The organism is Nocardiopsis sp. NPDC058789, assembly GCF_042745575.1.
In the GTDB taxonomy this organism is placed as follows: domain Bacteria; phylum Actinomycetota; class Actinomycetes; order Streptosporangiales; family Streptosporangiaceae; genus Nocardiopsis; species Nocardiopsis eucommiae.
The window spans coordinates 294,436-317,861 of sequence record NZ_JBHYOW010000002.1 but is presented as its reverse complement, the minus strand read 5'-3'; the positions used below and the strand labels follow the sequence as shown (position 1 = coordinate 317,861).

Below are 23,426 nucleotides of genomic sequence, written 5' to 3'. Positions count from 1 at the left end.
GGTCCCCCTCCCTGACAGGACCGCCAGGTGCCCAACCGGACCCTCTCCTTCGCCTACACCGCCTGCGTGGCCTTCGCCGCGCTGCTCGCCTTCCTCCTGGCCGCCACCGCCGAACAGACCGTGCACGTGCTCGACGACCCGGACCTCGTGTGGATCACCCAGAGCGACGGCACCCACGCCACCGACGAGGTGGCGCGCACGGTGCGGGAGGTCGCGGACGCCCATGACGCCGCCATCGGCTACAGCGTCCTGGACGTCCGCACCCCGTCCTCGTTGGCCCACCTGTACCTGGCTGTCTCCGACCCCGGATCGCGGTACGGCCGTTGGCTGGACGAGGGGTATCCGTCCTTCAGCCGGTCCTTCACCGTCCGGACCCACCCCATCGAGGATTTCGGGGAGGTGGGGCCGCACGGCTACTACCTGGTGTTCGGCGCCCCGGACGCCGCTCCCGCGCTGCGCGAGGCGCTGGCCGGGCACGGACTGACCGAGGCGCCCGGCGTCCAGAGGACCCGGCTGTGGCACTTCCTCGCCGGCGGGCACCTGTGGCACCTGGTGGCCGTCGCCGTGCTCACCACGGTCACCGCCACCGGGGCCGGGGTCCTGCTCGCCTCCCGGGACCACGCCGTCCGGCGGCTCCAGGGACACTCCTACGGGCGGCTGCTCCTCGGGGAGCTGGTCGGGGTTCTGAGACTGTGGGCGCTCGTCCTGCCCGTGTCGGCGGTGGTCGTGCTGGGGCTCCTCGGTCTCTACAACGGAGGAGCGCAGCTCGGCTTCTACACGGTGTTGGCGCTGGCCCTCCTCGCCTCGCTCACCCTGCCCTGCCTCATCACGCACGCGGTGGTACTGGCCTTGGTCGGCACCACCGGCATCCTGCCCGCGCTCCAGGGGCGGCTGCCCGTGCGCGGCACCACCGCCGCCGTCTACCTGGTGCGCGTCCCGGCGTGCGCGCTGACCCTCGTGCTGATCGGCTCGGTGGTCACCACGGCGCGGGAGGTCCGGGACCACCGGCTCGGCCTGGAGCTCCACGACCGGTACGGGCAGACGTCCCGACCCGCGCTGAGCGCCAACTACGGGTGGGCGGACGAACAGGCCGTGGACGACACGCTCGGCCCGTGGCTGCGGAGAGCCGACGCGGAGGGCGACCTGGTCCTGGCCGTCCAGATGCGCCTCTCCGAGATCGTTCCGGCCGGAGGCACCCCGCCCCAGGACCGTCCGGTGCTCCTGGTCAACGACACCTATCTGACCGAGGAGGAGGTCCTCTCCCCCGACGGGAAGCGGTACGGACCGGCCGCGACCGTGCGGGTCCTCCTGCCCGCGTCCGTCTCCGGGTCCACCGAGCCACTGGTCGAGGGGGTGACGGGGTGGCTGGAGGTCAACGGCGACCCGGGCGACCGGTTCGACCTGCGGGTCCTGCCCATCGCCGACAACCAGACCCTGTTCACCTACGGCGCGCAGGAACGCCTCGGCGGCGCACTGCCCCTCCTGCACGAACCCCTGGTCATCGCCCTGCCGAACGGGGTCGTCCTGTCCGACAACTCCTACGTCAACCACATGTCCGCGAGACAGACGGTCTTCCCCGACCCCGGGGTGGTGGAGGCGTTCCGCGCGCGGAGTCCGGAGGCCGCCCGCTACGTCTCGATGGTCGAGACCCTGGGCACCAGCGCGCGCAGAGCCCACGCCGTCGCCGTACACGCCCTGCGCACCGAGGCGTTCAACCTGGTCGGCGCGGGCGCCGTGCTCCTGCTGACCGCCATGGCCGCCTGCGTGGTCCACGTGCGTGCCCGGGCACAGGAGATCTTCGTCCGGCACATCAGCGGGTGGGGGTTCCTGGACACGCACCGCCGCCTGTTGTCCACGGAGGCCGTCCTCGCGGTGGGCTTCGTGGGCTGGGCCGTGGCGAGCACCGCCGTCGGCCCGTCCGCGCGGGACGACCCGGCACGACCGGGCACTCCGGTCACCGGAGCCGAACCGTTGCACGCGGCGGGCATCGCCCTGGCCTCGCTCGGCCTCACCCTGGGCGTGCTCGCCCTCCTCCACCGCCGCATCGTCCGTGAGGGCGCCACCCGGTGCTGAACCCCGACCCACAAGGAGACGCATGCTCACCCTGACCGGTCTGACCCGGACCTTCGGCCGTCGTGTCCTGTGGCGGGACCTCGACCTGACCGTCGAACCGGGCCGCCTCCTCGCGCTGGTCGGCGCCAGTGGCTCGGGCAAGACCACCCTGCTCAACTGCATGGGGCTCTTGGACCGGCCCACCAGCGGGCGGATCGAGTTCCGGGGCACGGACCTCACCCGCCTGGGCGCGCGCGGGCAGCGCCGCTTCCGCCGTGACCACCTGGGATACCTCTTCCAGAACTACGCCCTGATGGAGAACGCGACCGTCCGGGCCAACCTGGACGTCGCCCGCCCGCGTGGACCCCGGACGGACCGCTCGGCGGCGCTGGCCCGGGTGGGCCTCGCAGGACGGGAGGGGGAGCGCGCGCACCACCTGTCCGGTGGCGAACAGCAGCGTGTGGCGTTGGCCCGGTTGCTGGTCAAGCAGCCCTCCCTGGTGCTCGCGGACGAACCGACCGGGGCACTGGACGGTGACAACGGCGCGATGGTGGTGGACGTCCTGCGCGGCATGAGCCGGGAGGGCCGCGCGGTGGTCATCGCCACCCATGACCCGGCCGTCCGCGACGCCTGCGACGCCGTCCACGAGTTGGAGCCGCCGAGACCATCGAGATCACTGAGACCGCTGTGACCGCTGTGACCACCGAGACCGCCGGGGCCACCGGGGCCAGCGGGGCCACCGGGAGGCCGGAAGGGCCTTGGCGGAGCCCTCTCCGGTGCCGCGACCGCACTAGCCTCGGTTCGGTGAGGAACGAGACACCACCAACGGCGCGTGAGACCGCGGACCGGGTGACGCGTGGTGAGGCGAGCGCGGTCGAGACCGTACGGGAGGCGCTGGAGGCCGTCGAGCGGATCGGGCACCTGCGCGCCTTCGTCGAGGTCTGGCCGGAGTCGGCGCTGGAGCGCGCGGCCCGGGTGGACGCGGCCGTGGCCGACGGTGTCCGCCTGCCCTTGGCCGGGGTGCCCCTGGCTGTCAAGGCCTCCGAGGGGGCCGACTCCCACCAGGCCCGGCGGTTGGTCGCCGCCGGTGCGGTACCGGTCGGCTCCACGTCGGTGCCCGGCCCCGGAACCCCGTGGAAGACCTGGGGAGACAACGGCGAGGGGCCCACGCTCAACCCCTGGAACGGCGATCGGGTCCCCGGGGGATCCTCCGCCGGGTCAGCCGTCGCGGTGGCCACGGGAGCGGTCCCGTTGGCGACCGCGAGCGACGGCGCCGGATCCACCCGGATCCCCGCGGCCTGGTGCGGGGTGATCGGCTACAAACCGACCACCGGGCTGCTTCCGGCGCGGGACCGGGCCGGGCTGACGGTCGGCGGGCCGATCGCGCGGACGGTCGCGGACGTCGAGCTGTACCGGAGCGCCGTGCTCGGTGGCCGTCCCGTGGCCACTCCACCGCGCCCGCGCGTCGCGTGGTCACCGACCCTGGGGTTCAACGCACCGGATCCGGAGGTGGTGGAGCTCGCGGAACGGGCGCTGCGGCGCTGGGCCCGTTCCTCCGGCGCGACGGTGTCAGTGCCCCGGCTCGCGCTCACCGACCCCGCGGAGACCTGGCTCGCCCGACGGGAGCGGGGCCACCCCGCCGGTGTCCCCTCCGAGGACCTCTCCGCGCTGGACGCCGTCCTGTCCTCCGTGGACCTGCTCGCCACGCCCACGACCCCGAACCGGGCCCATCCGCACGCGGGGCCGGGCGAGGTGATGAGCGTGGGCTACACCTGGTTGTTCAACCTCACCGGGCACCCGGCCCTGAGCCTGCCCGCCGGGCTCACCGGGGACGGTCTGCCCGTGGGTCTGCACCTCGTTGCGCGACACCACGAGGACTCGCTCCTCCTCGCCGCCGCCAGGGACGCCGAACGCGCCCTGCCCACCCCGCCCCCGTCGCCCCTCAGGGACGGCGGTCACACTCCGGAGATGTAGCATCTGAGGCGGATTCTCCCCCTCGTCCGCGTGTTCCCCGGCCCCCGGAGAAAGCCGTGTGACGGGGCTGCCCCAGACACGGAAACGGACGGCATGGACACGGAAGAGACCCAGGTCATGGCCAGGACGGGCCAGTTCACCACCACGCTGGGCTGGGAGACCGCCGTCAGGGGTCGGGTGGCCGCCGCGGTCGACCGGTTCGCCGGTCCCCTGGCCGACCTCGCGGAGCGCGACGCCAACGACGGCGACACCCGTCTGCTGGTCGCCGACTTCTTCAGCGTCGGGCTGAACTTCAGCAAGTACCAGGACCTGACCACCGAGTACCGCACCAGCGGGGACTCGATCGACTACGCGATCGTCCTCGACGGTGAGCTCTTCGCCCCGGTCGAGGTGCGCCGGATCGGCCAGGACCTGGACCTGCGCAACATCCAGATGGCCCGGCGCCTGGCCGTCGAGCAGGGCGTGGACTGGGTGTTCCTCACCAACGGCCGTGTCTGGCGGGTCTACCACCTGCGGCCCGACGCCGACGGCGGCGCCCCGCAGCCGGTCGTCGTCGTGGACGTGGACCTCCTGGACCAGGACTCCCACGACAGCAACGTCGACGGCCTGTTCCTCCTCACCCGCGAGTCGGTCGAACACGGCCGGTTGGAGGCGATGCGCCGCTGGCGTGAGGCGGCCGAGGCCGCGCCGCTGTCCGGCGCCCTGGTGAGCGACGAGGTGGTGGCGGCCGTGCGCGACCGGTTGCGGGAGAGCGCCGAGCACCCCGGCCACGTCGGTGAGGACGAAGAGATCCGCCGTGTCCTGACCGAGGAGGTCATCGCACGGGGCCTGCTCGGCTAGGCAACGGGGCGCCGGTCACTCCAGGGGCACGGTCATGATCCGGTCGTCGCCGTCGGCGGGGGAACCCCAGGTGTCGAGGTTGCTGGTGCTCAGCCACAGGGAGTCCCCGCCAGGGGCGGTGACCACCGTGCGGAGTCGGCCGAACTCCTCGACGAAGTGCGGCTCCGGCTCTCCCACGGTGCCGTCGCCGTTGAGGGGGACCTCCCAGAGCCGGGCACCGCGCAGCGCCGCCACGTACAGGGAGTCCCCGGCGATCGCCGCGCCGCTCGGTGAGGCCTCGGCGGGCTCCCAGGTGACCAGCGGGTCCGTGAACTCGTCGCCGCCGCCGGGGCCCTCCACCTCCGGCCAGCCGTAGTTGTTCCCGGCTTCGATCAGGTTGACCTCGTCCAGGGTGTCCTGGCCGAACTCGGTCGCGTACAGGTTCTCCTGGGCGTCCCACGCCAGGCCCTGCACGTTGCGGTGGCCGTAGCTGTACACGTGGTTGTCGAAGGGGTTGTCCGGAGCCGGTTCGCCGTGGGTGGTGATCCGCAGGATCTTCCCGGCCAGGGAGTCGGTGTCCTGCGAGGCGTCCCTCTCCTGGGCGTCGCCGGTGGCCACGTACAGGTGGCCGTCGGGTCCGAAGGCGATCCGGCCGCCGTTGTGCGTGTTCGCGGCGGGGATGCCGTCCAGGATCACCTCGGCCTCGCCGAGGGAGCCGCCGTCGTACTCCGCCCGGACCACCCGGTTGTCCGTGTCTGTCGTGTGGTGGAGGTACACGTAGGGCTGCTCGGGGAAGTCCGGGTCGACGGCCAGGCCGAGCAGTCCGCCCTCGCCCCCGTGCCGGACGCCCTCGACGGTCCCCGCCTCGGTGACCCGGCCGTCCGCGGTCACGTGCGCGACGGCGGCGTCGTCCCGCTGGGCGACCAGGGCGGAACCGTCGGGAAGGAAGTCGATCCCCCACGGAACGTCGAGGTCGGTGGCCAGGTCCTCGGGCTGGCCGAGGTCGGCTCCCCCGGCCGACTCACCGGGTCGGCCGTCCGCCCCCGATCCGTCAGCCCCCGATCCGTCGGCCCCGGTCGTGGAGCAGGAACCCACGAGGAGGACGGCTCCCATGAGGGAGAGGGTTCGGGTGAGCGGGAGGGGCCGACGGGTGCCCGTGTGTGTCCGGTCCATGTCCGAACCCTGCCCGCTCGGAGCGCGTGTACGCCCTCCGGGCCGGGATCAGCCGCCGTCGCGGCGTTCGGTGTTCTCCTGTCCCTGGTGGATCTCCTCGAAGATCCGCTCGACGTCGGTGATCAGGGCGCTGTAGACCGGCCAGTTCCGGTCGTTCCAGCGCTCGCGCAGCGCGTCGCGTTCCTCGTCCACCAGGCGCAGCGCGTCCTCGACCCGTTCCCGGAGGTCATCGGAGGCGACCGTGTGCCCGGGCTCCTCGGAGTCGTGCACGGAGCGGAAGACGTCCGAGGCCCGGGAGACCAGCGGCGCGAACTCCCGCAGGAAGGCGTCGTCGGGTTCGGGGAAGCGGGAGCCGCCGTGTGTGGTGGTGCGCAGGGTGCGGACGAGGGACTGCACGTGTCGGGAGGCCCGGCTCAGTGCGGCGATCCACTCCCCGTAGGTGTCCAGGTCGCGGGGGTCGGTGCGGGTGCCGGAGACCAGCCGCCGGGGGTTGAGCCGGGTCCGGTCCGCCTGGCGCCGGACCGCCTCCTGGGCGTTGCGGACGGACCCGTCGAGCCCGTCCGAGGCCCGCACCCAGTGGTCCAGATTCAGCCCCGCGCATCCCTCACGCAGTCCCTCGGCCATCTCCCCGGTCAGGGAGCGGAGGCCGTCCGCGAGGTCCCGTACCGCGTTCTCCGCGTCCCGGAACCGGATGGCCGGGGCGAGCACCATGTTGGTGAGCAGTGCCGAGGCGGCACCGACCAGGACCATCAGCAGGAGGTACCCGAGGTCGGCGGCGCTCTCGGCGGTGCCGCCCGCGAGCGCGAAGGCCGCCACCACGGGCAGCTGCACGCCCTGACTGCCGAAGAACCCCGCCTGCCCGGCGACCAGCGCGATCAGGAGCAGCAGGGTGAACGACCACAGTTGGGCTCCGACCGTCAGCCCCGCGAGCCCGGCGAGCAGGGCCCCGGCGAAGACCGCCGCCATGTAGCGGCCCGACTGGAGCACGGAACCGTACACGCTGGGACGGACCACGAGGAGGGCGGTGAAGGGGGCGAACCCGACCTGGCTGGAGGCTCCGAGCTGGGTGCCCACGACCCAGGCGAGGGTGGCCGCGACGGTGCACTTGAGGATGATGACGGCGGTCTCCCGCTCGAACCCGCGCCGTTCCCGGGCACGCCTGACCCTGTCCCGCAGACCTTCGAACATCCTCGCCTCCGTCCTTCCGTGAGCACACACCGTAACGTCGTTCCCCGTAGGGGGCTCGGTTATCGGTTCGCGTCGGAGGACCGTCCCCGTCCACCGTCGGGGGGACAGGAGATCCCCGGTGGCGGGGGACGGCCACCGGGGCGGTGTGGAGACGGGGGGTAGCTGCCGGAATGGTGCCGTCCTCACCACTCCGGCAGCCCGACCGCTCCTCTCCGCACAGGGGAGGGCACCGGAGGAGAGGGTGCTGACAGTGCGGAGCGAGAGGTGGGGCGTGATGCCCAGGTGAAGTCTGTCGCCTACGGTGACCGTGGGACCACCGATCAATCGGCAATTCAGGACAAAAAGGATCACAAAGCGGATTCGAAGACACCGTTCAGGCGCTCCATGTCCACGATCACCACACGCCGGTAGCTGGTGATCAGGAGGCCCTCCGACCGGAAGCGCCGGATCGCGTTGCCCACCGCGTCCGTGCGGGCTCCGACGAGTTTCCCCAGGTCCGTGTGGGAGAGCCGCACCCCCAGATGGACACCCTCGTCCGTGGGCACCCCGTGGCGCCGCGCCATGTCGACCAGGATCCTCGCCACCCGGGCCTCCACCTCGTAGCCCGCGAACTCCGCCCGCTGGCGGTCCGCGCACTCCTGCCGCTCCCCCATCACGGCGAGCATCGCCCGCCACGCCTCGGGGTGTTCCTCCAGGAAGACCTCGAAGACCTGGTGCGGATAGACCCGGATCGAGTGCGGGGCGCACGAGGTGACCGTCGCGCTGGGCCGCGTGTCCCGGAACATCCCCAGCTCGCCCACGAGGTCGCCCCACCTGCGGATGCCGAACATCGCCTCGGTGCCGTTACGCAGCACCGACGTGATCTTGACGCACGCCGGGTCCGCCGGGGTGCCGTTCTCCGGCGGACCCAGGAGCATGACCTGTTCCTCGGCGTCGCCCTGGGCTATGAGGACGCGGTTGGCGGGGATGTGCCGTGGCGGCGCGAGCGCGAGGAGACGGTCCACGGTCCGGGGACCGAGCCTGGACATGAAGCTGCCCGGCGGCCAGTCGGTCATGCGTCCTCCGATCATCCCCAAGGTGGTACCCAGTTCCGCGGGAGAAGCACGAAATCGGCGGATCTTGTTGTCCAGACGTGCCCGGGGCCCGACGCGCCAGGCGCCGGGCCCCGGAACCGCTCAGGAGTCGACGGTGACCCGTGGACGCGGCGCCCGGGTCAGTACCAGGACCGCGACCACCACCAGCCCCACGAACCCGCCCAGGGCCAGGGCGACGCCGTGCAGTGCCCCCGTGAAGGCGGCGCCGACCAGCTCGCCGCCGGTGAGGACCGCCAGGGCCGCGCCGACGATCGCGATGGAGACGGTCTCCAGGCTGAGCCGGGTCGCGTTGAACACCCCTGCGGCGGTGCCCACCCGCTCAGGCGGGACCGCGCCCAGCCCCAGGCCGTCGATCATCCCTCCGGTGAGACCCACACCCGTTCCGACCAGCAGGAACGGCAGGAGCACCGTCCACGGGGTGGAGTCGGGGCCCAGCGTGGTGAAGCCGAGGACTCCCGCCCCCATCAGGAGGAGCGCGCCGACCACCACTGCCGTGGGCGGGAACCGGTGCGCCAGTTCGGCGCCCACGGTGGGCAGCACCAGGGTCGGGACGGTGAGGAGCAACAGCCACAGTCCCGTCGTGCCCGCGCCGAGGCCGACCACGTTGATCAGGTAGGACGGCAGGTAGACCAGGAGCGGCACCAGCACCGACATGAAGGTCGCGGCGGCCAGCGCGTAGGCCACGAACCGGCGGTTGGCGAGCAGCCCGAGATCGACCAGGGGCTCCTCCCGGCGGCGCTCCACCACGGCGAAGAGGCCGAACAGGGCCGCCGAGACGGCCAGGAACCCGGCCAGCACCGGCGCACCCCGACCGGGACCCTCGACCAGGCCGCCGATCAGCGTCAGCAGGGCGGCGGTGAACAGGGCTCCGCCGAGCCAGTCCACCGATCGTCCGTCACCGCGCATCGCGGGGACCCGCGTCACCAGCAGCAGGACCGCCCCGGCCACCAGGGCGGGCCCGGCGAAGGCGAACCGCCAGCCCAGGTTCTCGACCAGCAGTCCGGCGACGGCGGGGCCGAAGGCGGTTCCGGCGCCCAGCACGGTCCCGAGCAGTCCGAAGGCCCGCGCACGCGCCGGTCCCTCGAAGGCCAGGGCGAGCATGGAGCCGCCTCCGGCCACGGCGGCTGCCGCGCCCACGCCGCCCAGGGCGCGCAGGGCGACCAGCGCCCCGATGTCCTGGACGAGCAGGCTCGACAGACCGCTCACGAAGAAGAGGGCGACGCCGAAGGCGTAGACCCGGCGGCGCCCGACCGCGTCCGCGATCGACCCGGCACTGACCAGGAAGGCGGCGAAGCAGGCGTTGTAGGAGTTGACCACCCACTGCGCGGAGGTGAGCCCCACGCCCAGGTCGCGTTGGATGTCGGGCAGAGCGACCGAGGCCCCGGTCAGGGCCAGCGGGAGGAGGAGGGTGGAGAGCAGGACGGTGACGAGCACGATGGTGCCGCCGCCCCTGCCTGGGGACAAGGAAGTGTTCACGGGTACGTCCGGTGTGGAGAGAGGGACACCGGGCAGCCCGAAGGACCGCACCGGCAGGGAAGCTGATGCGGCGGTCGGAACGATGTGGGATCAGGCCGCCGCTAGAGGGCGGCCAGCTCTTTCGCGAGCGGCATGGTCGCAGGCTAGCCCGAGCCGCTCCGCGAAGCCAGCGATATTCCCTTGGGCGAGCGAAGGCGCCCGGTCTAGGGTGGGCCGATGACCACGATCAGAGAGTTCCAAGTCACCTTCGACTGCGCCAGTCCCGAGCGCGTGGCCCGGTTCTGGTGCGAGGTGCTGGGGTACGTCGTGCCGCCGCCTCCGGAGGGCTTCGCCGACTGGGACGAGTTCAACCGCGCGCTCCCGCCCGAGCAGCAGGACTCCGCGTTCGCCTGCGTCGACCCCTCGGGCAAGGGGCCCCGCCTGTTCTTCCAGCGCGTCCCCGAGGGCAAGACGGTCAAGAACCGGGTGCACCTCGACGTGCGCGCCGGTACCGGTCTCGTCGGGGACGAACGCCTCGCCACGCTCCAGGCCGAGCGGGAGCGGCTGGAGGCGCTCGGCGCGGAGTGCGTCCGCGTCATGCGCTCCGACGGGTTCAACGAGTCGTGCATCGTCATGCAGGACGTCGAGGGCAACGAATTCTGCCTGGACTGAGCGCCGGGCGGGGCCGCAGGGGGTCCGGCCCCGCCCGGGGCCGGATCACTCGTCCAGGTGCTTGTCGACCCAGGCGTCCAGGGGCTGGCCCTGGATCGCCGCGGCCATGAGTTCCGGGAAGGCGTCGGGGGTGCACGCGAACGCCGGGACGCCGAGGTCCGCGAGGGCCGACGCGTTCTGGCGGTCGTAGAAGGGCGCCCCCTCGTCGGAGAGGGCCAGCAGGACCACCACCTGCACGCCCGCCGACTTCATGGCGGCCACCCGGCGCAGCATCTCGGCGCGGACGCCACCCTCGTAGAGGTCGCTGATCAGGACGAAGATGGAGTCCTGCGGGCGGTCGATGAGCGTCTGGCTGTAGGCGATGGCCTTGTTGATGTTGGTGCCGCCGCCGAGCTGGGTGCCGAAGAGGACCTCCACCGGGTCGGTGAGCTCGTCGGTGAGGTCGACGACGGCGGTGTCGAAGACGACCAGGGACGTCTTCAGGGTGCTCATGGACGCCAGGACCGCGCCGAACACGCTGGCGTAGACGACCGAGGAGGCCATCGAACCGCTCTGGTCGATGGCCAGGACCACGTCCTTCTGCACGCCCTGGCTGCGGCGCCCGTAGCCCACGAGGGTCTGCGGGATGACCGTGTTGTGCTCGGGCAGGTAGTGCGCCAGGTTGCGGCGGATGGTGGCGTTCCAGTCGATGTCCGCGACCCGGCGGGGGCGGTGCGTGCGCGCGGAGCGGTCGATCGCCCCGCGGATCACCGACCTGGTCTTCTGCGCGACCCTTCTCTCCAGGTCGTCGACGACCCGGCGCACGATGGTCCGGGCGCTCTCCCGGGCCTCGGCGGGCATCACCTGGTTGAGGGAGAGCAGCGTCCCGACCAGGTGCACGTCGGGTTCCACGGCCTCCATCATCTCCGGCTCCAGCAGGAGCTGGTGCAGACGCAGGCGGTCCATGGCGTCGGACTGCATCACCTGCACGACCGTGGACGGGAAGTACTCCCGGATGTCGCCCAGCCAGCGGGCGACGCGGGGCGCCGATCCGCTCAGGTCCGCGCCGCGTTCGTCGCCGGAGGCGGCGGAACGGTCGCGTCTGTTGTACAGCGCGGCCAGTGCGGAGTCCATGGTCTGGTCGGCCCCGGTCAGGGTCGCGCACTGGGACGGTGCGCCCAGGACCAGGCGCCAGCGGCGGGCGCGTTCGGTGGTCTCCGTGCTCACGCGCGGCTCCTTTCGAGTAGTGCCGTCACGGCGGCCACCGCAGGGGCGGCACGACGGGTGTCGACGGGGCGGCGGGTCCGCACCGTGGTGGTGCGACCGCCGTCCGCCCGGGTGACGGCGGTGCCGATCTCGTGGCGTTCGGCCGAGCCGAAGGCCCCGAAGGTACGGCGCAGCAGCGGCAGGACCGCGACGAACCGTTCCTCGGACAGGCTGAGCAGCCACGTGTCGATGAGGCCGAGCAGCCGCTCGTCGTGGACCAGGATGAGCCCGCTCCCCTGGAGGAAGCCCTCCAGCCACGCGGCGGCGCGGGTGGGTTCGGTGCCGGGCGACATCGTCAGGCCGAGCCTGCGGTGCAGTTCCTCGGTGGAGATCCGGCCCGCGTCCGCGAGGATGCGGTTGACCCTGCCGCCGATCCGCCCCGGGACCTGGTCGCGAGCGGCCAGCGACTCCAGCGCCTCCGTCCAGCCCCGTGTGTCCTCGTCCAGGAGGGACACGGCGGCGTGCGTCTGGTCGATCGACGTGACGAACCGGGCCGCCGCGTCGTCGTCCAGCCCGCGTACGGCCGGGGCCAGGCCCACGCACACCCGGGCCAGGATCCGCAGGGCGACCGTGCGCAGGTACGCGGCGTCGGTCCCGCGCACGTCCCCGTACCGGGCCGCGCGGGCCAGCGGCGGCAGCGCCGCCATCAGGTGGGTGATGTCCGCGTCGGTGGCGGCGCGGTCGGTGAGCAGGGCGAGCACGTCCGGCAGCGCGTCGCCGAGCTCGGCGAGCAGGCACTGTTCGGTGAGCGCCGTCAGGGTGGGCAGTTCCGCGTCGGCGGCGACCTCCACCACGCGGGCGGTGGCCGCAGATGCCACCGTGGTCCCCCAGGGCGCGGCCTCGATCAGCGCCACGTCCATGTCCGGGTCCCAGCGCAGCCGCCAGGACTCCCGGAAGGTCCCCTTCGCCTGGTGTCCGGAGGCCCGCGGCACCCCCCACTCGATCCCGAGCACGCGCAGCCGGTGCAGCAGGACGCTGCGTTCGCGCTGGCCGTCCTTGCGCAGGTCGAGGTCGAGATCGCGGTCGAAGGCCTCGGGCTTGAGGCGGAGCCGCTTCTGCGCGGCCATGAGGTCGCGCTGCAACGGCACCATGGGGGTGTCGGGGGGCACCGAGCCGAGACGTTCACCGATCACCATCCGCCCGTGCACCAGGGCGGCCCGGGTCTGCTCGCCCTCGCAGAGGACGGCGGTGACCGCCTCGGAGACCTCGTCGAGCCCGGCGAGCGGTCGGCCGCGCAGCACGGCGAGGCTCTCGGCGAGCCGGACGCCCTCGATCACGTGCGAGGAGGAGACCGGCTGGCCCTCGTCGCGCAGGAGTCGGGCGGCGTCCGTGAGCCACCGGTGGATCGGCAGGTCGGGTGAGGTGAACAGGTGGTGGTACCAGCCGGGTGAGGTCACCCCCGCGCCGTAGCCGCTGGCGGTGGCGAGCCGCCCGTGCGTCCACGGCACCCAGGTGGCGGTGGTCTTCACCTTGGGCAGCCCCCTGAGCAGGGCGGCGTCGTCCTTGACGGGGTGGTCGTAGAGGTCGCGCAGGGCCGGTGCGTGCCAGGCCCCGCACACGACGGCCACCCGTTCGTAGCCCTCCTTGAGCACGGCGCGCAGGGTCTGGCGCATGTACGCCTCGCGGCGCGCGTCGCGCCCGGTCTCGGGGCCGGCCTCCGCGCGGACCGCCGCCATCGCGTCGGTGATCGCGGGGAAGGGCGAGGGTTCGCCGTCACCGCGCTGCTCCACGACGTCGTCCCACCAGCGTTCGGCGTCGTCGTACCCGGCGGCCTCCGCGAGCACCCCGAGGGGGTCGGTGCGGACCCGGGCGGGTGCGCTCGGGGACTCCTCCGGCCCCTGTTCCCGCTCGGCGGCCTCCGCGCGTTCGATCCGCTCCGCGAGCGTGTGGGAGGCGGGCAGGTCGCAGAAGCGCACCGGAACACCGCGCTCGTGGGCGTGGACGAGGGCGGCCCACTCCGGGGAGAACGACGCGAACGGCCAGAACCCCCAGCTCTCCCTGGACCGCGCCGTCCCCGCCTTGGGGGTGTCGGCCAGGTGGACCAGCAGCGCCACCGGTGGTTCCAGACCGCCCACCAGGGAGGTGATCGCGTCGGCCTCGGGCGGCCCCTCGATCAGTACGATGTCGGGCTTGATCTCGTCCAGGGCGGCCGCCACGGCCCGGGCCGAACCCGGGCCGTGGTGGCGGACACCGAGGACACTGACCTTGTCGGTGCCCAGTCGGGGTCGTCCCATCAGGCGCCCACCTCGCGGCAGGCGCGGTAGAAGTCGCCCCAGCCGTCGCGTTCGCGGGCGACGGTCTCCAGGTACTCGCGCCAGACCACGCCGTCGGAGACGCGGTCCTGGACGACGGCGCCCTGGATCCCCGCCGCGACGTCGGCGGGGCGCAGCTGACCGTCACCGAAGTGCGCGGCGAGCGCGATGCCGTTCGTGATCACGGAGATCGCCTCGGCGGTGCTCAGCGTGCCGCTGGGCGACTTGACCTTGGTGCTGGCGTCCTCGGTGACCCCGGAGCGCAGCTCGCGGAAGACGGTGACCACCCGCTGGATCTCGGTGAGGCTGGTGGGCACCTCGGGCAGCTCCAGGGAACGGCCCAGCTGCTCCACCCGCTGGGTGACGATGCGGACCTCGTCCTCGGCGCTGTCCGGGACGGGCAGCACCACGGTGTTGAAGCGGCGGCGCAGCGCGCTGGAGAGGTCGTTGACCCCCCGGTCGCGGTCGTTGGCGGTGGCGATGATGTTGAACCCGCGCTGGGCCTGCACCTCCACGCCGAGCTCCGCGACGGGCAGGGCCTTCTCCGACAGCACGGTGATGAGGCCGTCCTGCACGTCGGAGGGCATACGCGTGAGTTCCTCGATACGACCGATGGAGCCGCGAGCCATGGCGGTCATCACCGGGCTGGGGACGAGCGCGGCCTCCGAGGGCCCCTCGGCGAGCAGGCGGGCGTAGTTCCACCCGTACCGGACCGCCTCCTCGGAGGTCCCGGCGGTGCCCTGGACCAGCAGGGTGGAGTCGCCGGAGACCGCCGCCGCGAGGTGTTCGGACAGCCAGGTCTTGGCGGTGCCGGGGACCCCGATGAGCAGCAGGGCGCGGTCGGTGGCCAGGGTGGCCACGGCCACCTCGACCACGCGGCGCGAGCCGATGTACTTGGGCGTGATCTCGGTGCCGTCGTCGAGGGTGGTGCCCAGCAGGTACTGGGTGACCGCCCACGGGGAGAGACGCCAGCCCGGGGGGCGCTGACGGTCGTCGGCACCGGCCAGGGCCTCGAGCTCGGTGGCGTAGGTCTGCTCGGCGTGCGGGCGCAGCGCGCTGGCCGTGTCGGTGCTGAGGCCGGAAGCGGCGGCGGAGGTGGTCAACTTAGAGCTCCCTGTGCATGTCGAGCCGGAATCGGAGGGTGTCGCGGAGGCGGAGGTAGGCGGGGCCCTCCTCCGCGTGGGGTGGTTCCCTGGGCAGGAGGTCGAGGCGTTCGGGCGGCATGTGCTCGGCGGCGGCCTCGCAGAGGAAGCGGTAGCCGCGTGAGTCACGGGTGCCGATGGGGCCGGTGAGGCGGCGCGCGACCGCCTCGGAGAGCGGGAGGGTCCACGGGGCGTCGACCGCGTGCAGGACCTGCCCGAGGACGTCGCTCCCCCCGAGGGCCGGACCGCCGCCGTCGGGGCCGAGCGCGGCGACGACCCGGTCGCACCGCTCCTCGGTCGGCAGCGCGGCCAGCAGCTCCCGGGTGCGGGGCCAGTGCCGGTCGCGGCCTCCGGAGCGGAGCAGCTGGACGAGCCCGCTCCGTGGGTGGTCGAGGAGCGCGCGGGCCCACGTGGGGTCTGCCTGGAGGCAGACCGCGTCGGCCAGCGCCTCGCGCAGGTCCTGCTCGTCCTCGGCCAGGTCGAGGACGCCCGCCGGGTCGGTGTCCAGGAACGCGGTCCAGGTGTCCAGCGGGGCGTGGGTGATCAGGACGCGGCCGAGTTCCCAGCGCGCCCTGCGGGTCTCCGGCCGCTCCTTCGGGGTCACGAGGGCGAGGTCGCGCAACCGGTCGGCGCTCGGGACGTCCATGTCGACCACGTCCAGGGCGCGCGGCGGACCCTGGTCGCGCCCCAGGTGGGCACGGAGGTGGGCGCGGAGCCGGTGCGCGTGGGCGCTGTCCGGCAGCCGGGTCAGCAGGGCCAGGGCGAGGCCGCGCACGTTGGCGCCACGGTCGTCCAGGGCCCGGTCCAGCACCGGCTCGTCGTCCGGTCCGAGGTTGACGGCCAGGGCCTCCAGGAGGCCGCGCCGTTCCTCTCCCCTGCTCTCCTTGGGCAGGGCCTCGGCGAGGAGGTCACGGGCGGCCGCGGGGTCCGTGGCGCGCAGGGCGAACAGGGACCGGCGGCGCTCGGCGGGGGTGCCCTCGTGCCAGGCGGCGTCGGTGTGGACGTCGGTGGGCAGGGGCTCACGGGCGATGAAGGACCACGCGCCGTTGTGGGTGGCCAGCCAGGTGCCCCGCGCACCGACGACGGAGGCGACCAGGGGGCGCAGCGAGCTGTCCCGGGAGGCGCGTTCCAGCAGGTCCGGGATGTGGACGTGGCTGACCCTGCGCCCGCCCCGGGCGGCGTGCTCCAGCCATTCGGGGAGGAGTTCGGAGCGGCTGGCGAGGAGGACGTCCAGCCGGTGGTTGGCGGCCGGCCCGATCTCCGGACGGGCGTCGGGTGCGTCGGGGGTGACGGGTTCCGCCGTGTGCGCCGTGTACCCGGCGCGGGTGCGCACGGCGTCCAGGGCGACCAGGTCCAGCAGCCCGGCGGCGCCGTCACGGGCGCTCCGGGGCAGGTCGGGCAGGTCCGGGACGGGGCGGCGGGCGGTGCCGACCAGCGCGGTGGAGACCAGCCGGTCCCAGGAGGGGGTCTCGGGGGAGGTCGGTCCCGAGGGGTCCGGAGGGGTCGGGTTCACAGGGCGACTGCCTTTCCGTCGGCGTCCCACAGGGTCATGGGGCTCAGGCCGGTGTCCGGCGACCACTCGGCGGCGATGGTGGCGGGGCGTCCGCCGGTGGCGGCGAGGAACCGCCACAGCTCGCCTCCGGCCAGTGGGAGGGAGGTCCCGGTGGGGTCGGCCAGGTGCCAGCCCTCGGCACGGGCGGGGACCGCGTTCTCCAGCACCACCGGCCAGGCCTCCAGCCACGGGTCCTCGGCCAGGGCCCCGGCGAAGGAGTCCAGGGCCTGCTCGACGGTGCCCCCGGGCGGGGGCGTGGCCGGGCGCTCGTCCCCCTTGCCGACCCGGACCGCGCGGCGGCCGTCCGGGTGGAAGGCGAGTTCGCCCTCGAACTCGGTGCCGGGACGGAAGACGGCGTCCGGGGTCTCGGTGGGCCGGGCGAAGGTGAGGGAGAGGGCGTGGCGGCCGGTCGTCGCGCCGTGCAGCCACTGGCGGCGCCCGCGCATGCGGTCCGGGGTGAGGACGTCCCGGTGGCCGAGCACCCGCCACGTGTCCGCGACCCGCTCCCCGCTGGCCAGGACCTCCTCGGCGCGGGTGGCGATGCCCACGCGGGAGCGCAGCACCGCGCGGGTCCGGGGGTCGTCGCCCTCACCCGCGAGGTAGCCGTCGACCAGCAGGTGCAGCATGCCCAGGCGTTCCAGGAGGCGGTTCGTCCAGCCGTCGGCCCCGACGTTCTGGGGCAGCTGGGTGACCAGGGTGGCGGCGCCGCCCGCCTTGGCGTCCACCAGGCGTTTGGCCATACGGTCCCAGTGCCCGTAGCCGAGTTGGGGGATCTCCGCGAGGCCGCCGTCCACCTGGTCGTGCAGCCACAGACGGAGCTCCTCCAGCCCCGCGGTGACCGAGCGCTCCCTGGCGCGCAGGGTGGCGGCGGCCTTCTCGGGGTCGACCGGGGCCGAGGCGGCGGCGCTCGCACGCTCCTGGCGGGCCACCCGGCCGGAGAGCCACGTGGCGACCCATTCGGGCCGGTCCTCGCGCTCGGCCACGGTGCCCTGGCTCCACAGGGAGAGCAGCGCCAGGACGTGCTTGCAGGGGATCTTGCGGCTGGGACAGCTGCACTTGTAGGCGGGGCCCTTGTCCCCGTCCAGGTGCGCGGCCGCCAGGTAGGGCTTGCTCCCGCTCCCCTTGCACTCACCCCAGACGGCCGAGGTGCCGCCGCCGTCGGCGACGACCACTCCGCTCCGGGGCCACGATCCCGTCTTGGCCACCTTGAGAGCGGCCTTGTGTGAAGAGGGGTCCGGAGCCAGAGCCCAGACTTCGTCGGTACTCCATCGATCGCTCACACAGGCAACTCTAGGGAGCACCACTGACAATCCGGGATGCTCGGGACAGTCACCCAGAGCGGGACAAACAATATAAAACAATCGTGAAGAACAAAGGGGGCGACCCAGATAATCCGTTCCTGTTGAAAATCCGGTGTCGACGCTCCTAGAATGCCACGACCAGGTTGGCTCGATCCCCGGCCGCCGCCCCGAAGCGATTTCGGGATCTCCCGCTTCCCCCTTCCCGTCACCATGACAGTGCCACGTCCTCTCGAAGGGAGGGAAGCGGCCCCGCGAACCTTTTTCCGGGTGTCCGCACCCGAAATGACCACGACTCAGCACGGTGATTCCCAGGGCACGGGGCTCGGCGCGGACCAGGGCGGGCGGAACCCCGCTCCCCCCTCCACCCAGGGATGCCCGGTCGACCACGTCCGGCTCTACGACCCCACTCCACCCGAGGGGCGCACCGAACTCTGGCAGCGCCTTCGGGAACGGCACGGCCCCATCGTCCCGGTCCAGCTGGAACCCGGGGTACGCGCCTGGCTGCTGCTCGGCTACCAGGAGAGCCTCGCCGTCCTCCAGCAGCCGCACCTGTTCTCCCGGGACACCCGCAACTGGCGCGAGGCCAACGAGGGGCGCGTGGACCTCGACAACACCGTCGCGATGATGACCTGGCTGCCCAACGCCTTCTACGCGGACGGAGCCGACCACGTCCGGCTGCGGGCGCCGATCATGGACGGTCTGGCCAGGATCGACATGACCGCCATGGCCCGCACCGTGCACCGGATCGCCGACGGACTGGTCGACCGGTTCGTCAGGGACGGCGAGGCCGACCTCATCGGGGAGTACGCCCAGATGCTCCCCGCTCTGGTCGCCAACCGGCTCTTCGGCCTGCCCGACAGCTACGGACACATGCTCAACGACCTCACGGCGGTCATCTTCAGTGAGGACTCCCAGCGCTCGGAGGAGTCCATCACCGGCCTCCAGCAGTACTTCGCCGGGCTGGTCGCCCGCAAGGCCAACAAGCCCGGGCAGGACCTGACGAGCTGGATCCTCGAACGTTCCACGGACCTCAGCCAGGAGGAGGTCGCCTACGCGGCGTCCCTGGTGGTCAGCGCCAGCCACATGATGACCGTGCACCTCATCGGCAACACGATGCGCACGCTGCTCACCGACGACCGCATCCGCTCCGCCAACACGGACGCGCGCCTGTCCACGCACGACCTCCTGGACCACGTCATGTGGAACGACAGCCCGCTGCAACTGCTGGCCGGGCGGGTCGCGCTCCAGGACGTGCGGATCGGCAACGCGCGGGTCCGCAAGGGCGACGCCCTGTACCTCGGCGTCGACGCGGCCCACCGGGACCCGGCCGTGCGACGCGGCAGGTCGGACCCGGACACCGGCCTGTCCAGCGGCAGCCGCGCCCACCTGACCTTCGGCGCCGGTCCGCACAGCTGTCCCGCCCGTTCACTGGGGCGCCTGGTCGCCTCGACCGGTGTGACCGTGCTCCAGGAACGCCTGGGCGGGCTGCGGCTCTCGGTGCCCCCGGAGGAGCTGCGCCTGTTGCGCTCCCCGTTCCTGCACGGCGTACGGGAGCTGCCGGTGACCTTCACCCCCGGGCGCGTGAGCGAGCCGCCCGCCCTCCTGACGCAGGAGATGGAGCAGGTCCCGGCGGTGGCGGAGGAGGAGCAGCCGCCCGAGGACCTGCTGGGGAAGCTGTTCAGCTGGTGGCGCGGTCTGGGCCGGTAAACGTCGGTCGTCCTTTTCGACCGTGTGAACCGGGACGTCATCAGCACTGGTGGTTCAACGGATGCGTGTTCACGCCTTCGTCTTCATAGTGAACGCACGCCCACGGAAACGGGTGGAAATCCCGTGCGTTCTCCCGCGAAACACCGACGGGAAAACGGTTCCGTGGCGTCCACGGCGACCCGTGGATTCCCGCTGCGCGAGAAAAGGAAGACGACGTGAGTACCGATCATCCCCTGTCCCCCGCGTCCCCCTCTCCGGTACCCCGCACCATCCGCTCCCGCCGGAGCGCCCCCGCCCGCACGGCCGCCCGGGTGCCGCGCACCCGCTCCTGGGCGGCGGCGGTCGCCGCGAAGTCCGCTCTGGTGGTGGGTCTGGCCCTGTTCGGCGCGGGCGCGGCCGTCGCCCCGGCCCAGGCCGCCAACCCGCACGAACGCGGCCCGGACCCGACGGAGCAGAGCGTGACCGCGCCTCGGGGCCACTTCGACACCGACACCACCTCCGTGTCCTCGCTGGTGAGCGGCTTCGGTGGCGGAACCATCTACTATCCGACCGACACCTCACAGGGCACCTTCGGTGGTGTGGTGGTCGCCCCCGGGTACACCGCCGGCCAGTCGTCCATGTCCTGGTACGGGCACCGCTTCGCCTCGCAGGGCTTCGTGGTGTTCACCATCGACACGACCACCCGGTACGACCAGCCGAACAGTCGGGGCCGCCAGTTGGAGGCCGCCCTGGACTACCTGGTCGACCGGAGCGCGGTGAGCGACCGCGTGGACGGTGACCGCCTGGCCGTCATGGGGCACTCGATGGGCGGTGGCGGCACCCTGGCCGCCATCGACTCGCGGCCGGAACTGCGCGCGGCGATCCCGCTGACCCCCTGGCACACGCAGAAGAACTGGTCGAGCGTGCGGACGCCCACGTTGGTCGTCGGCGCCCAGAACGACGTCACCGCGTCGGTCCGTTCGCACGCCATCCCAATGTACGAGAGCCTGCCCGACTCCCTCGACCGCGCCTACCTGGAGCTGCGCGGCGCGAGCCACTTCGCGCCGAACGTCTCCAACACCGCCATCGCGAAGTACGGCATCTCCTGGCTCAAGCGGTTCGTGGACGAGGACGAGCGCTACGAGCAGTTCCTGTGCCCGCCGCCCCGCACGGGGATCGGCACCGACTTCTCCGACTACCGGGACTCCTGCCCGCACGGCGGCTGATCCGGGTGGCCGGGTCGACGTGACGAGGCCCGGCGGGGCCGGTGGGGAGCCCCTCCCCGCCGGCCCCGTTCCCGTGGGCGCCGCCATCTCACGCCCGGGGTTCCAGGGGTGCCCGGGTCAGTCGCCCCCAGGCCACCAGGACCGCCAGGGCGAGCACGACCACGTTGAAGGCGACGTCGGTCTCGCCCCGGAGGAGGTGGAAGGCGATGGCGGACACCTGGAGCCCCGCGCACCCGACGGCGGCCAGGACGGTCAGCCGGGGCAGGACGCGGGTGAGCGCCGGGAGGAGGACCCCGAGCCCGCCGAGGACGTCGAGCACGGACGTGACGAGGAAGAGGGCCGGGGGTGTCTCCCCGACCCAGGGGAAGACCTCGGCCACCCGGGCCACCGGCGTGGCCAGTTTCCAGAGGCCCCCGCCGACGAACACCAGTGCCAGGGTCCACTGGGCGACCCACAGGGCGGTGTTCAGGCCCCGGGGCGCGGACGCGCTCCTCCGCCGATCGGTCCTCGTCATGGCGTCCCTCGTCTCTCGCTCGCCTCGAACATCTATTGAACTAGTCGTACAGTAATGTACTCATAGTTCAGAAGTCACCACGGTGTCGAGGAGGCCCCGATAGGATCGCGCCCATGGGAGAGAGGAAGGCACCCGGTGACGACCCCCGGGTCCTGCGAACGCACCGTGACGTGGTCGACGCCGCCGTGCGCCTGTTCGCGACCGAGGGGTGGGCCGCCGTCACCCACGCGGAGGTGGCGCGCAGGGCCGGTTACTCCAAGGCGACCGTCTACGCGCACTGGCCGACGCGCCTGGACCTGATGCGGGCGTCCGTCGGGAGGATCTGCGACGAGACCGACCACCCGGAACCCACCGGGGACCTGCGCGCGGACCTCGTCGCCGGGTTGGTCGATTTCGCCGAGGACCTGGCTGGCGGGCACCTGGACCGTGTCCTCGGGGGGCTCCTGGAGCGCAGGGGCAGCGACCCGACGGTGGACGAGCTCCGACACAGGCTCTACGAGGCGGGGACCCGCTCCCTGGCGTCGGTACTACGTGCCCACCTGCCCGCCGAGGACGTCGAACCGTCCCTGGCGCTCCTGGTGGGGGGCGTCCTGGCCAGGACCTCCTTCCAGGCGGAACCGTCCTCCCGCGCCTTCGTGGAGGACCTCGTCGACCGGGTCCTGGCCTCCTCCGGGCGCCTCGATCCCTCCTGACCGCCCCTCACAGCGGCGAGCCGGAGCACGCGGTCCGCGCGCCCCGGCTCCGACGGTCGGCGTCAGTCGTGGAAGGGCAGGTCCTCCGGGGAGAGTCGCTCGAAGTCGACCTCCTCGACGGGGCCGCCCTCACGGTCGGTCACCCGGGCCTCCTGGACCATCTCGATGGCGCCGCCGCTCTGGTACCGCACGACGTAGACGCCCTGGTGACCCCCGTGGTCACCCTCGCTGGAGGAGAAGGGCGTGTGGCCGGGGCCCCGCCACTCCTGGGTCTCCAGGGCGTCGACGAGGGACTGGCGGGTGAGGTCGCGCCCCGCCGACTTCAGGACCTGGGCGAACATGACGGCCTGGGTCATGCCGAACATGTGCGTGTTGGTGGGCGGCCCGCCGTGCCCGTACTCCTCGTACACCTCCACGAAGAACCGGCCCCACTCGTCGTCCTCGTCCTCCACGCGCGGCATGTAGCTCGTCACGATCGCCCCGTCGAGGAAGGCGTCGGCCGGGACGCCCTCCGCGTCGGTGTCCTCGGTGAACTCGGTGAGCAGCGCCTGGAGTGTGGCGGTGTCCCCACCGATGCTGGAGATCACCCACTGGGGCTCGTAGCCGATCCGGGCCGCCTCCAGCATGCCGAGCGCGACGAAGGCCGGGATGCAGGAGCAGACGACCACCTCCGCCCCGGAGTTCTCCAGCTCGGCCATCTGCGCGCCGAGGTCGGGGATGTCCGACTCGTAGTGCTCGCGGGCCACGACCTCGTCGGACAGGTACTGGTCGAGTCCGGCCTGGGAGTCCTCACCGACGTCGTCGTTCTGGAACAGGTAGCCGACGTCCTGCCCGGGGAAGTTCTCGGTGATGTACTCGCCCTGGATCTTGGCTTCCTTGGTGTAGTCGGTCTGCCAGCCGTAGGTGAGCGGGTGCTCCTCCGTGTTGTTCCAGGCCAGGGCGCCCGAGGCCGGGAAGACGTCGGGCACCCCCTCGTCGTTGAGGTAGTCGATGACACCGCCGTGGGTGGGCGTGCCGAGGCCGCCCACCATCGCGAAGATCTCGTCCTCGATGACCAGTTGGCGGGTGACGTCGATGGTCCGGGAGGGGTCGTAGCCGTCGTCCTCGACCCGGTAGTCGATCCGCCGCCCGTTGACCCCGCCCTCCGCGTTGACGTGGTCGAACACGGCTCCCGCTCCCTGGGACACCGCGAGGTACCCGGGTGCGGCCGGACCGGTGAGCGGTTGATGGGTACCGATGACGACGGCGTCGTCCGTGACGCCCGGGGCCACGTCCAGGTCGACGTCGGCGCCCTGGCCGACCTCGCCCGCGCCCGAGCAGGCCGCGGCCAGCATGACCAGGGCCAGGGCCGGGGCCCACAGGACCCGGCTTCCGTGTTCGCGCATGGTT

General features: G+C 72.7%; 19 protein-coding genes. 8 read left to right on the top strand and 11 right to left on the bottom strand.

Going from position 1 to position 23,426, the window contains the following annotated elements; all coding sequences use genetic code 11:
- Positions 1–27: 27 nt before the first annotated feature.
- The 4 genes from ACFW3L_RS03515 to ACFW3L_RS03500 all read left to right on the top strand — a co-directional run bounded on the left by ACFW3L_RS03515 (position 28) and on the right by ACFW3L_RS03500 (position 4,866).
- A complete protein-coding gene (locus tag ACFW3L_RS03515) occupies positions 28–2,073 on the top strand; it encodes a bacteriocin-associated integral membrane family protein (RefSeq protein WP_378735893.1) in 2,046 nt (681 codons plus the stop codon).
- Positions 2,074–2,095: 22 nt separating this feature from the next.
- Complete coding sequence (locus ACFW3L_RS03510; RefSeq protein WP_378735892.1) at positions 2,096–2,743, top strand: ABC transporter ATP-binding protein; 648 nt, start codon at positions 2,096–2,098, stop codon at positions 2,741–2,743.
- Positions 2,744–2,856: 113 nt separating this feature from the next.
- Positions 2,857–4,026, top strand: coding sequence for an amidase (locus ACFW3L_RS03505; RefSeq protein WP_378735890.1), 1,170 nt, complete (start codon positions 2,857–2,859; stop codon positions 4,024–4,026).
- A 93-nt stretch (positions 4,027–4,119) separates the two neighbouring features.
- Complete coding sequence (locus tag ACFW3L_RS03500; protein WP_378735888.1) at positions 4,120–4,866, top strand: hypothetical protein; 747 nt, start codon at positions 4,120–4,122, stop codon at positions 4,864–4,866.
- 15 nt (positions 4,867–4,881) lie between these two features.
- Here the strand turns inward: ACFW3L_RS03500 and ACFW3L_RS03495 are convergent, their stop codons facing one another.
- The 4 genes from ACFW3L_RS03495 to ACFW3L_RS03480 form a co-directional block, all read right to left on the bottom strand.
- Positions 4,882–6,018 carry a PQQ-dependent sugar dehydrogenase gene (locus tag ACFW3L_RS03495; protein ID WP_378735886.1) on the bottom strand — a complete coding sequence of 379 codons (1,137 nt, stop codon included), beginning with the start codon at positions 6,016–6,018 and terminating at the stop codon, positions 4,882–4,884.
- Between the two features lie 48 nt (positions 6,019–6,066).
- A complete protein-coding gene (locus ACFW3L_RS03490) occupies positions 6,067–7,206 on the bottom strand; it encodes an aromatic acid exporter family protein (protein WP_378735884.1) in 1,140 nt (379 codons plus the stop codon).
- A 347-nt stretch (positions 7,207–7,553) separates the two neighbouring features.
- On the bottom strand, positions 7,554–8,261 hold the full coding sequence (locus tag ACFW3L_RS03485; RefSeq protein WP_378735882.1) for a Crp/Fnr family transcriptional regulator: 708 nt from the start codon (positions 8,259–8,261) through the stop codon (positions 7,554–7,556).
- A gap of 120 nt (positions 8,262–8,381) precedes the next feature.
- Positions 8,382–9,776 (bottom strand): MFS transporter, encoded by a 1,395-nt coding sequence (locus ACFW3L_RS03480; protein ID WP_378735880.1) that lies wholly within the window; start codon positions 9,774–9,776, stop codon positions 8,382–8,384.
- Positions 9,777–9,992: 216 nt separating this feature from the next.
- Between ACFW3L_RS03480 and ACFW3L_RS03475 the strand changes: the two genes are divergently transcribed.
- The gene (locus ACFW3L_RS03475) at positions 9,993–10,427 is read left to right on the top strand and encodes a VOC family protein (RefSeq protein WP_378735878.1); all 435 of its coding nucleotides are present in this window, start codon (positions 9,993–9,995) and stop codon (positions 10,425–10,427) included.
- A gap of 45 nt (positions 10,428–10,472) precedes the next feature.
- Here the strand turns inward: ACFW3L_RS03475 and ACFW3L_RS03470 are convergent, their stop codons facing one another.
- Genes ACFW3L_RS03470 through ACFW3L_RS03450 form a run of 5 tightly spaced genes read right to left on the bottom strand, consistent with a single transcriptional unit; the run spans position 10,473 to position 17,823 of the window.
- Entirely contained in the window at positions 10,473–11,633 is a 1,161-nt protein-coding gene (locus tag ACFW3L_RS03470; RefSeq protein ID WP_378735876.1) for a vWA domain-containing protein, read from the bottom strand.
- Positions 11,630–13,906: a DUF5682 family protein gene (locus ACFW3L_RS03465; RefSeq protein ID WP_378735874.1), complete on the bottom strand. Its 2,277-nt coding sequence runs from the start codon at positions 13,904–13,906 to the stop codon at positions 11,630–11,632. The genes ACFW3L_RS03470 and ACFW3L_RS03465 overlap by 4 nt, the downstream gene beginning before the upstream one ends.
- Complete coding sequence (locus tag ACFW3L_RS03460) at positions 13,906–15,027, bottom strand: AAA family ATPase (protein WP_378735872.1); 1,122 nt, start codon at positions 15,025–15,027, stop codon at positions 13,906–13,908. The genes ACFW3L_RS03465 and ACFW3L_RS03460 overlap by 1 nt, the downstream gene beginning before the upstream one ends.
- 1 nt (position 15,028) lies before the next feature.
- Positions 15,029–16,579, bottom strand: a complete 1,551-nt coding sequence (locus tag ACFW3L_RS03455) for a DUF5691 domain-containing protein (RefSeq protein WP_378735870.1) — start codon at positions 16,577–16,579, stop codon at positions 15,029–15,031.
- The gene (locus ACFW3L_RS03450; protein ID WP_378736190.1) at positions 16,576–17,823 is read right to left on the bottom strand and encodes an SWIM zinc finger family protein; all 1,248 of its coding nucleotides are present in this window, start codon (positions 17,821–17,823) and stop codon (positions 16,576–16,578) included. Before ACFW3L_RS03450 ends, ACFW3L_RS03455 begins: the two co-directional genes overlap by 4 nt.
- A gap of 378 nt (positions 17,824–18,201) precedes the next feature.
- Here ACFW3L_RS03450 and ACFW3L_RS03445 point away from each other — a divergent pair, with 378 nt between their 5' ends.
- Both ACFW3L_RS03445 and ACFW3L_RS03440 read left to right on the top strand, forming a co-directional pair.
- A complete protein-coding gene (locus tag ACFW3L_RS03445; protein ID WP_378735868.1) occupies positions 18,202–19,626 on the top strand; it encodes a cytochrome P450 in 1,425 nt (474 codons plus the stop codon).
- Positions 19,627–19,985: 359 nt separating this feature from the next.
- Positions 19,986–20,831, top strand: a complete 846-nt coding sequence (locus tag ACFW3L_RS03440) for an alpha/beta hydrolase family protein (RefSeq protein ID WP_378736188.1) — start codon at positions 19,986–19,988, stop codon at positions 20,829–20,831.
- 88 nt (positions 20,832–20,919) lie between these two features.
- Here ACFW3L_RS03440 and ACFW3L_RS03435 read toward each other — a convergent pair whose 3' ends face one another.
- A complete protein-coding gene (locus tag ACFW3L_RS03435) occupies positions 20,920–21,345 on the bottom strand; it encodes a DoxX family protein (RefSeq protein ID WP_378735866.1) in 426 nt (141 codons plus the stop codon).
- A 113-nt stretch (positions 21,346–21,458) separates the two neighbouring features.
- On the opposite strand from ACFW3L_RS03435, the gene ACFW3L_RS03430 reads away from it, so the two are divergent.
- Positions 21,459–22,037, top strand: coding sequence for a TetR/AcrR family transcriptional regulator (locus ACFW3L_RS03430; protein WP_378735864.1), 579 nt, complete (start codon positions 21,459–21,461; stop codon positions 22,035–22,037).
- 62 nt (positions 22,038–22,099) lie between these two features.
- Here ACFW3L_RS03430 and ACFW3L_RS03425 read toward each other — a convergent pair whose 3' ends face one another.
- Positions 22,100–23,422 (bottom strand): ABC transporter substrate-binding protein, encoded by a 1,323-nt coding sequence (locus ACFW3L_RS03425; RefSeq protein WP_378735862.1) that lies wholly within the window; start codon positions 23,420–23,422, stop codon positions 22,100–22,102.
- Between the last annotated feature and the right edge of the window lie 4 nt (positions 23,423–23,426).

Coding starts and splice junctions, on each gene's coding strand:
- ACFW3L_RS03510 (WP_378735892.1), top strand. CDS start 2,096: ATGCTCACCCTGACCGGTCTGACCCGGACCTTCGGCCGTCGTGTCCTG.
- ACFW3L_RS03445 (WP_378735868.1), top strand. CDS start 18,202: ATGACCACGACTCAGCACGGTGATTCCCAGGGCACGGGGCTCGGCGCG.
- ACFW3L_RS03430 (WP_378735864.1), top strand. CDS start 21,459: ATGGGAGAGAGGAAGGCACCCGGTGACGACCCCCGGGTCCTGCGAACG.
- ACFW3L_RS03485 (WP_378735882.1), bottom strand. CDS start 8,261: ATGACCGACTGGCCGCCGGGCAGCTTCATGTCCAGGCTCGGTCCCCGG.
- ACFW3L_RS03425 (WP_378735862.1), bottom strand. CDS start 23,422: ATGCGCGAACACGGAAGCCGGGTCCTGTGGGCCCCGGCCCTGGCCCTG.
- ACFW3L_RS03465 (WP_378735874.1), bottom strand. CDS start 13,906: ATGGGACGACCCCGACTGGGCACCGACAAGGTCAGTGTCCTCGGTGTC.
- ACFW3L_RS03500 (WP_378735888.1), top strand. CDS start 4,120: ATGGACACGGAAGAGACCCAGGTCATGGCCAGGACGGGCCAGTTCACC.
- ACFW3L_RS03475 (WP_378735878.1), top strand. CDS start 9,993: ATGACCACGATCAGAGAGTTCCAAGTCACCTTCGACTGCGCCAGTCCC.
- ACFW3L_RS03495 (WP_378735886.1), bottom strand. CDS start 6,018: ATGGACCGGACACACACGGGCACCCGTCGGCCCCTCCCGCTCACCCGA.
- ACFW3L_RS03435 (WP_378735866.1), bottom strand. CDS start 21,345: ATGACGAGGACCGATCGGCGGAGGAGCGCGTCCGCGCCCCGGGGCCTG.
- ACFW3L_RS03490 (WP_378735884.1), bottom strand. CDS start 7,206: ATGTTCGAAGGTCTGCGGGACAGGGTCAGGCGTGCCCGGGAACGGCGC.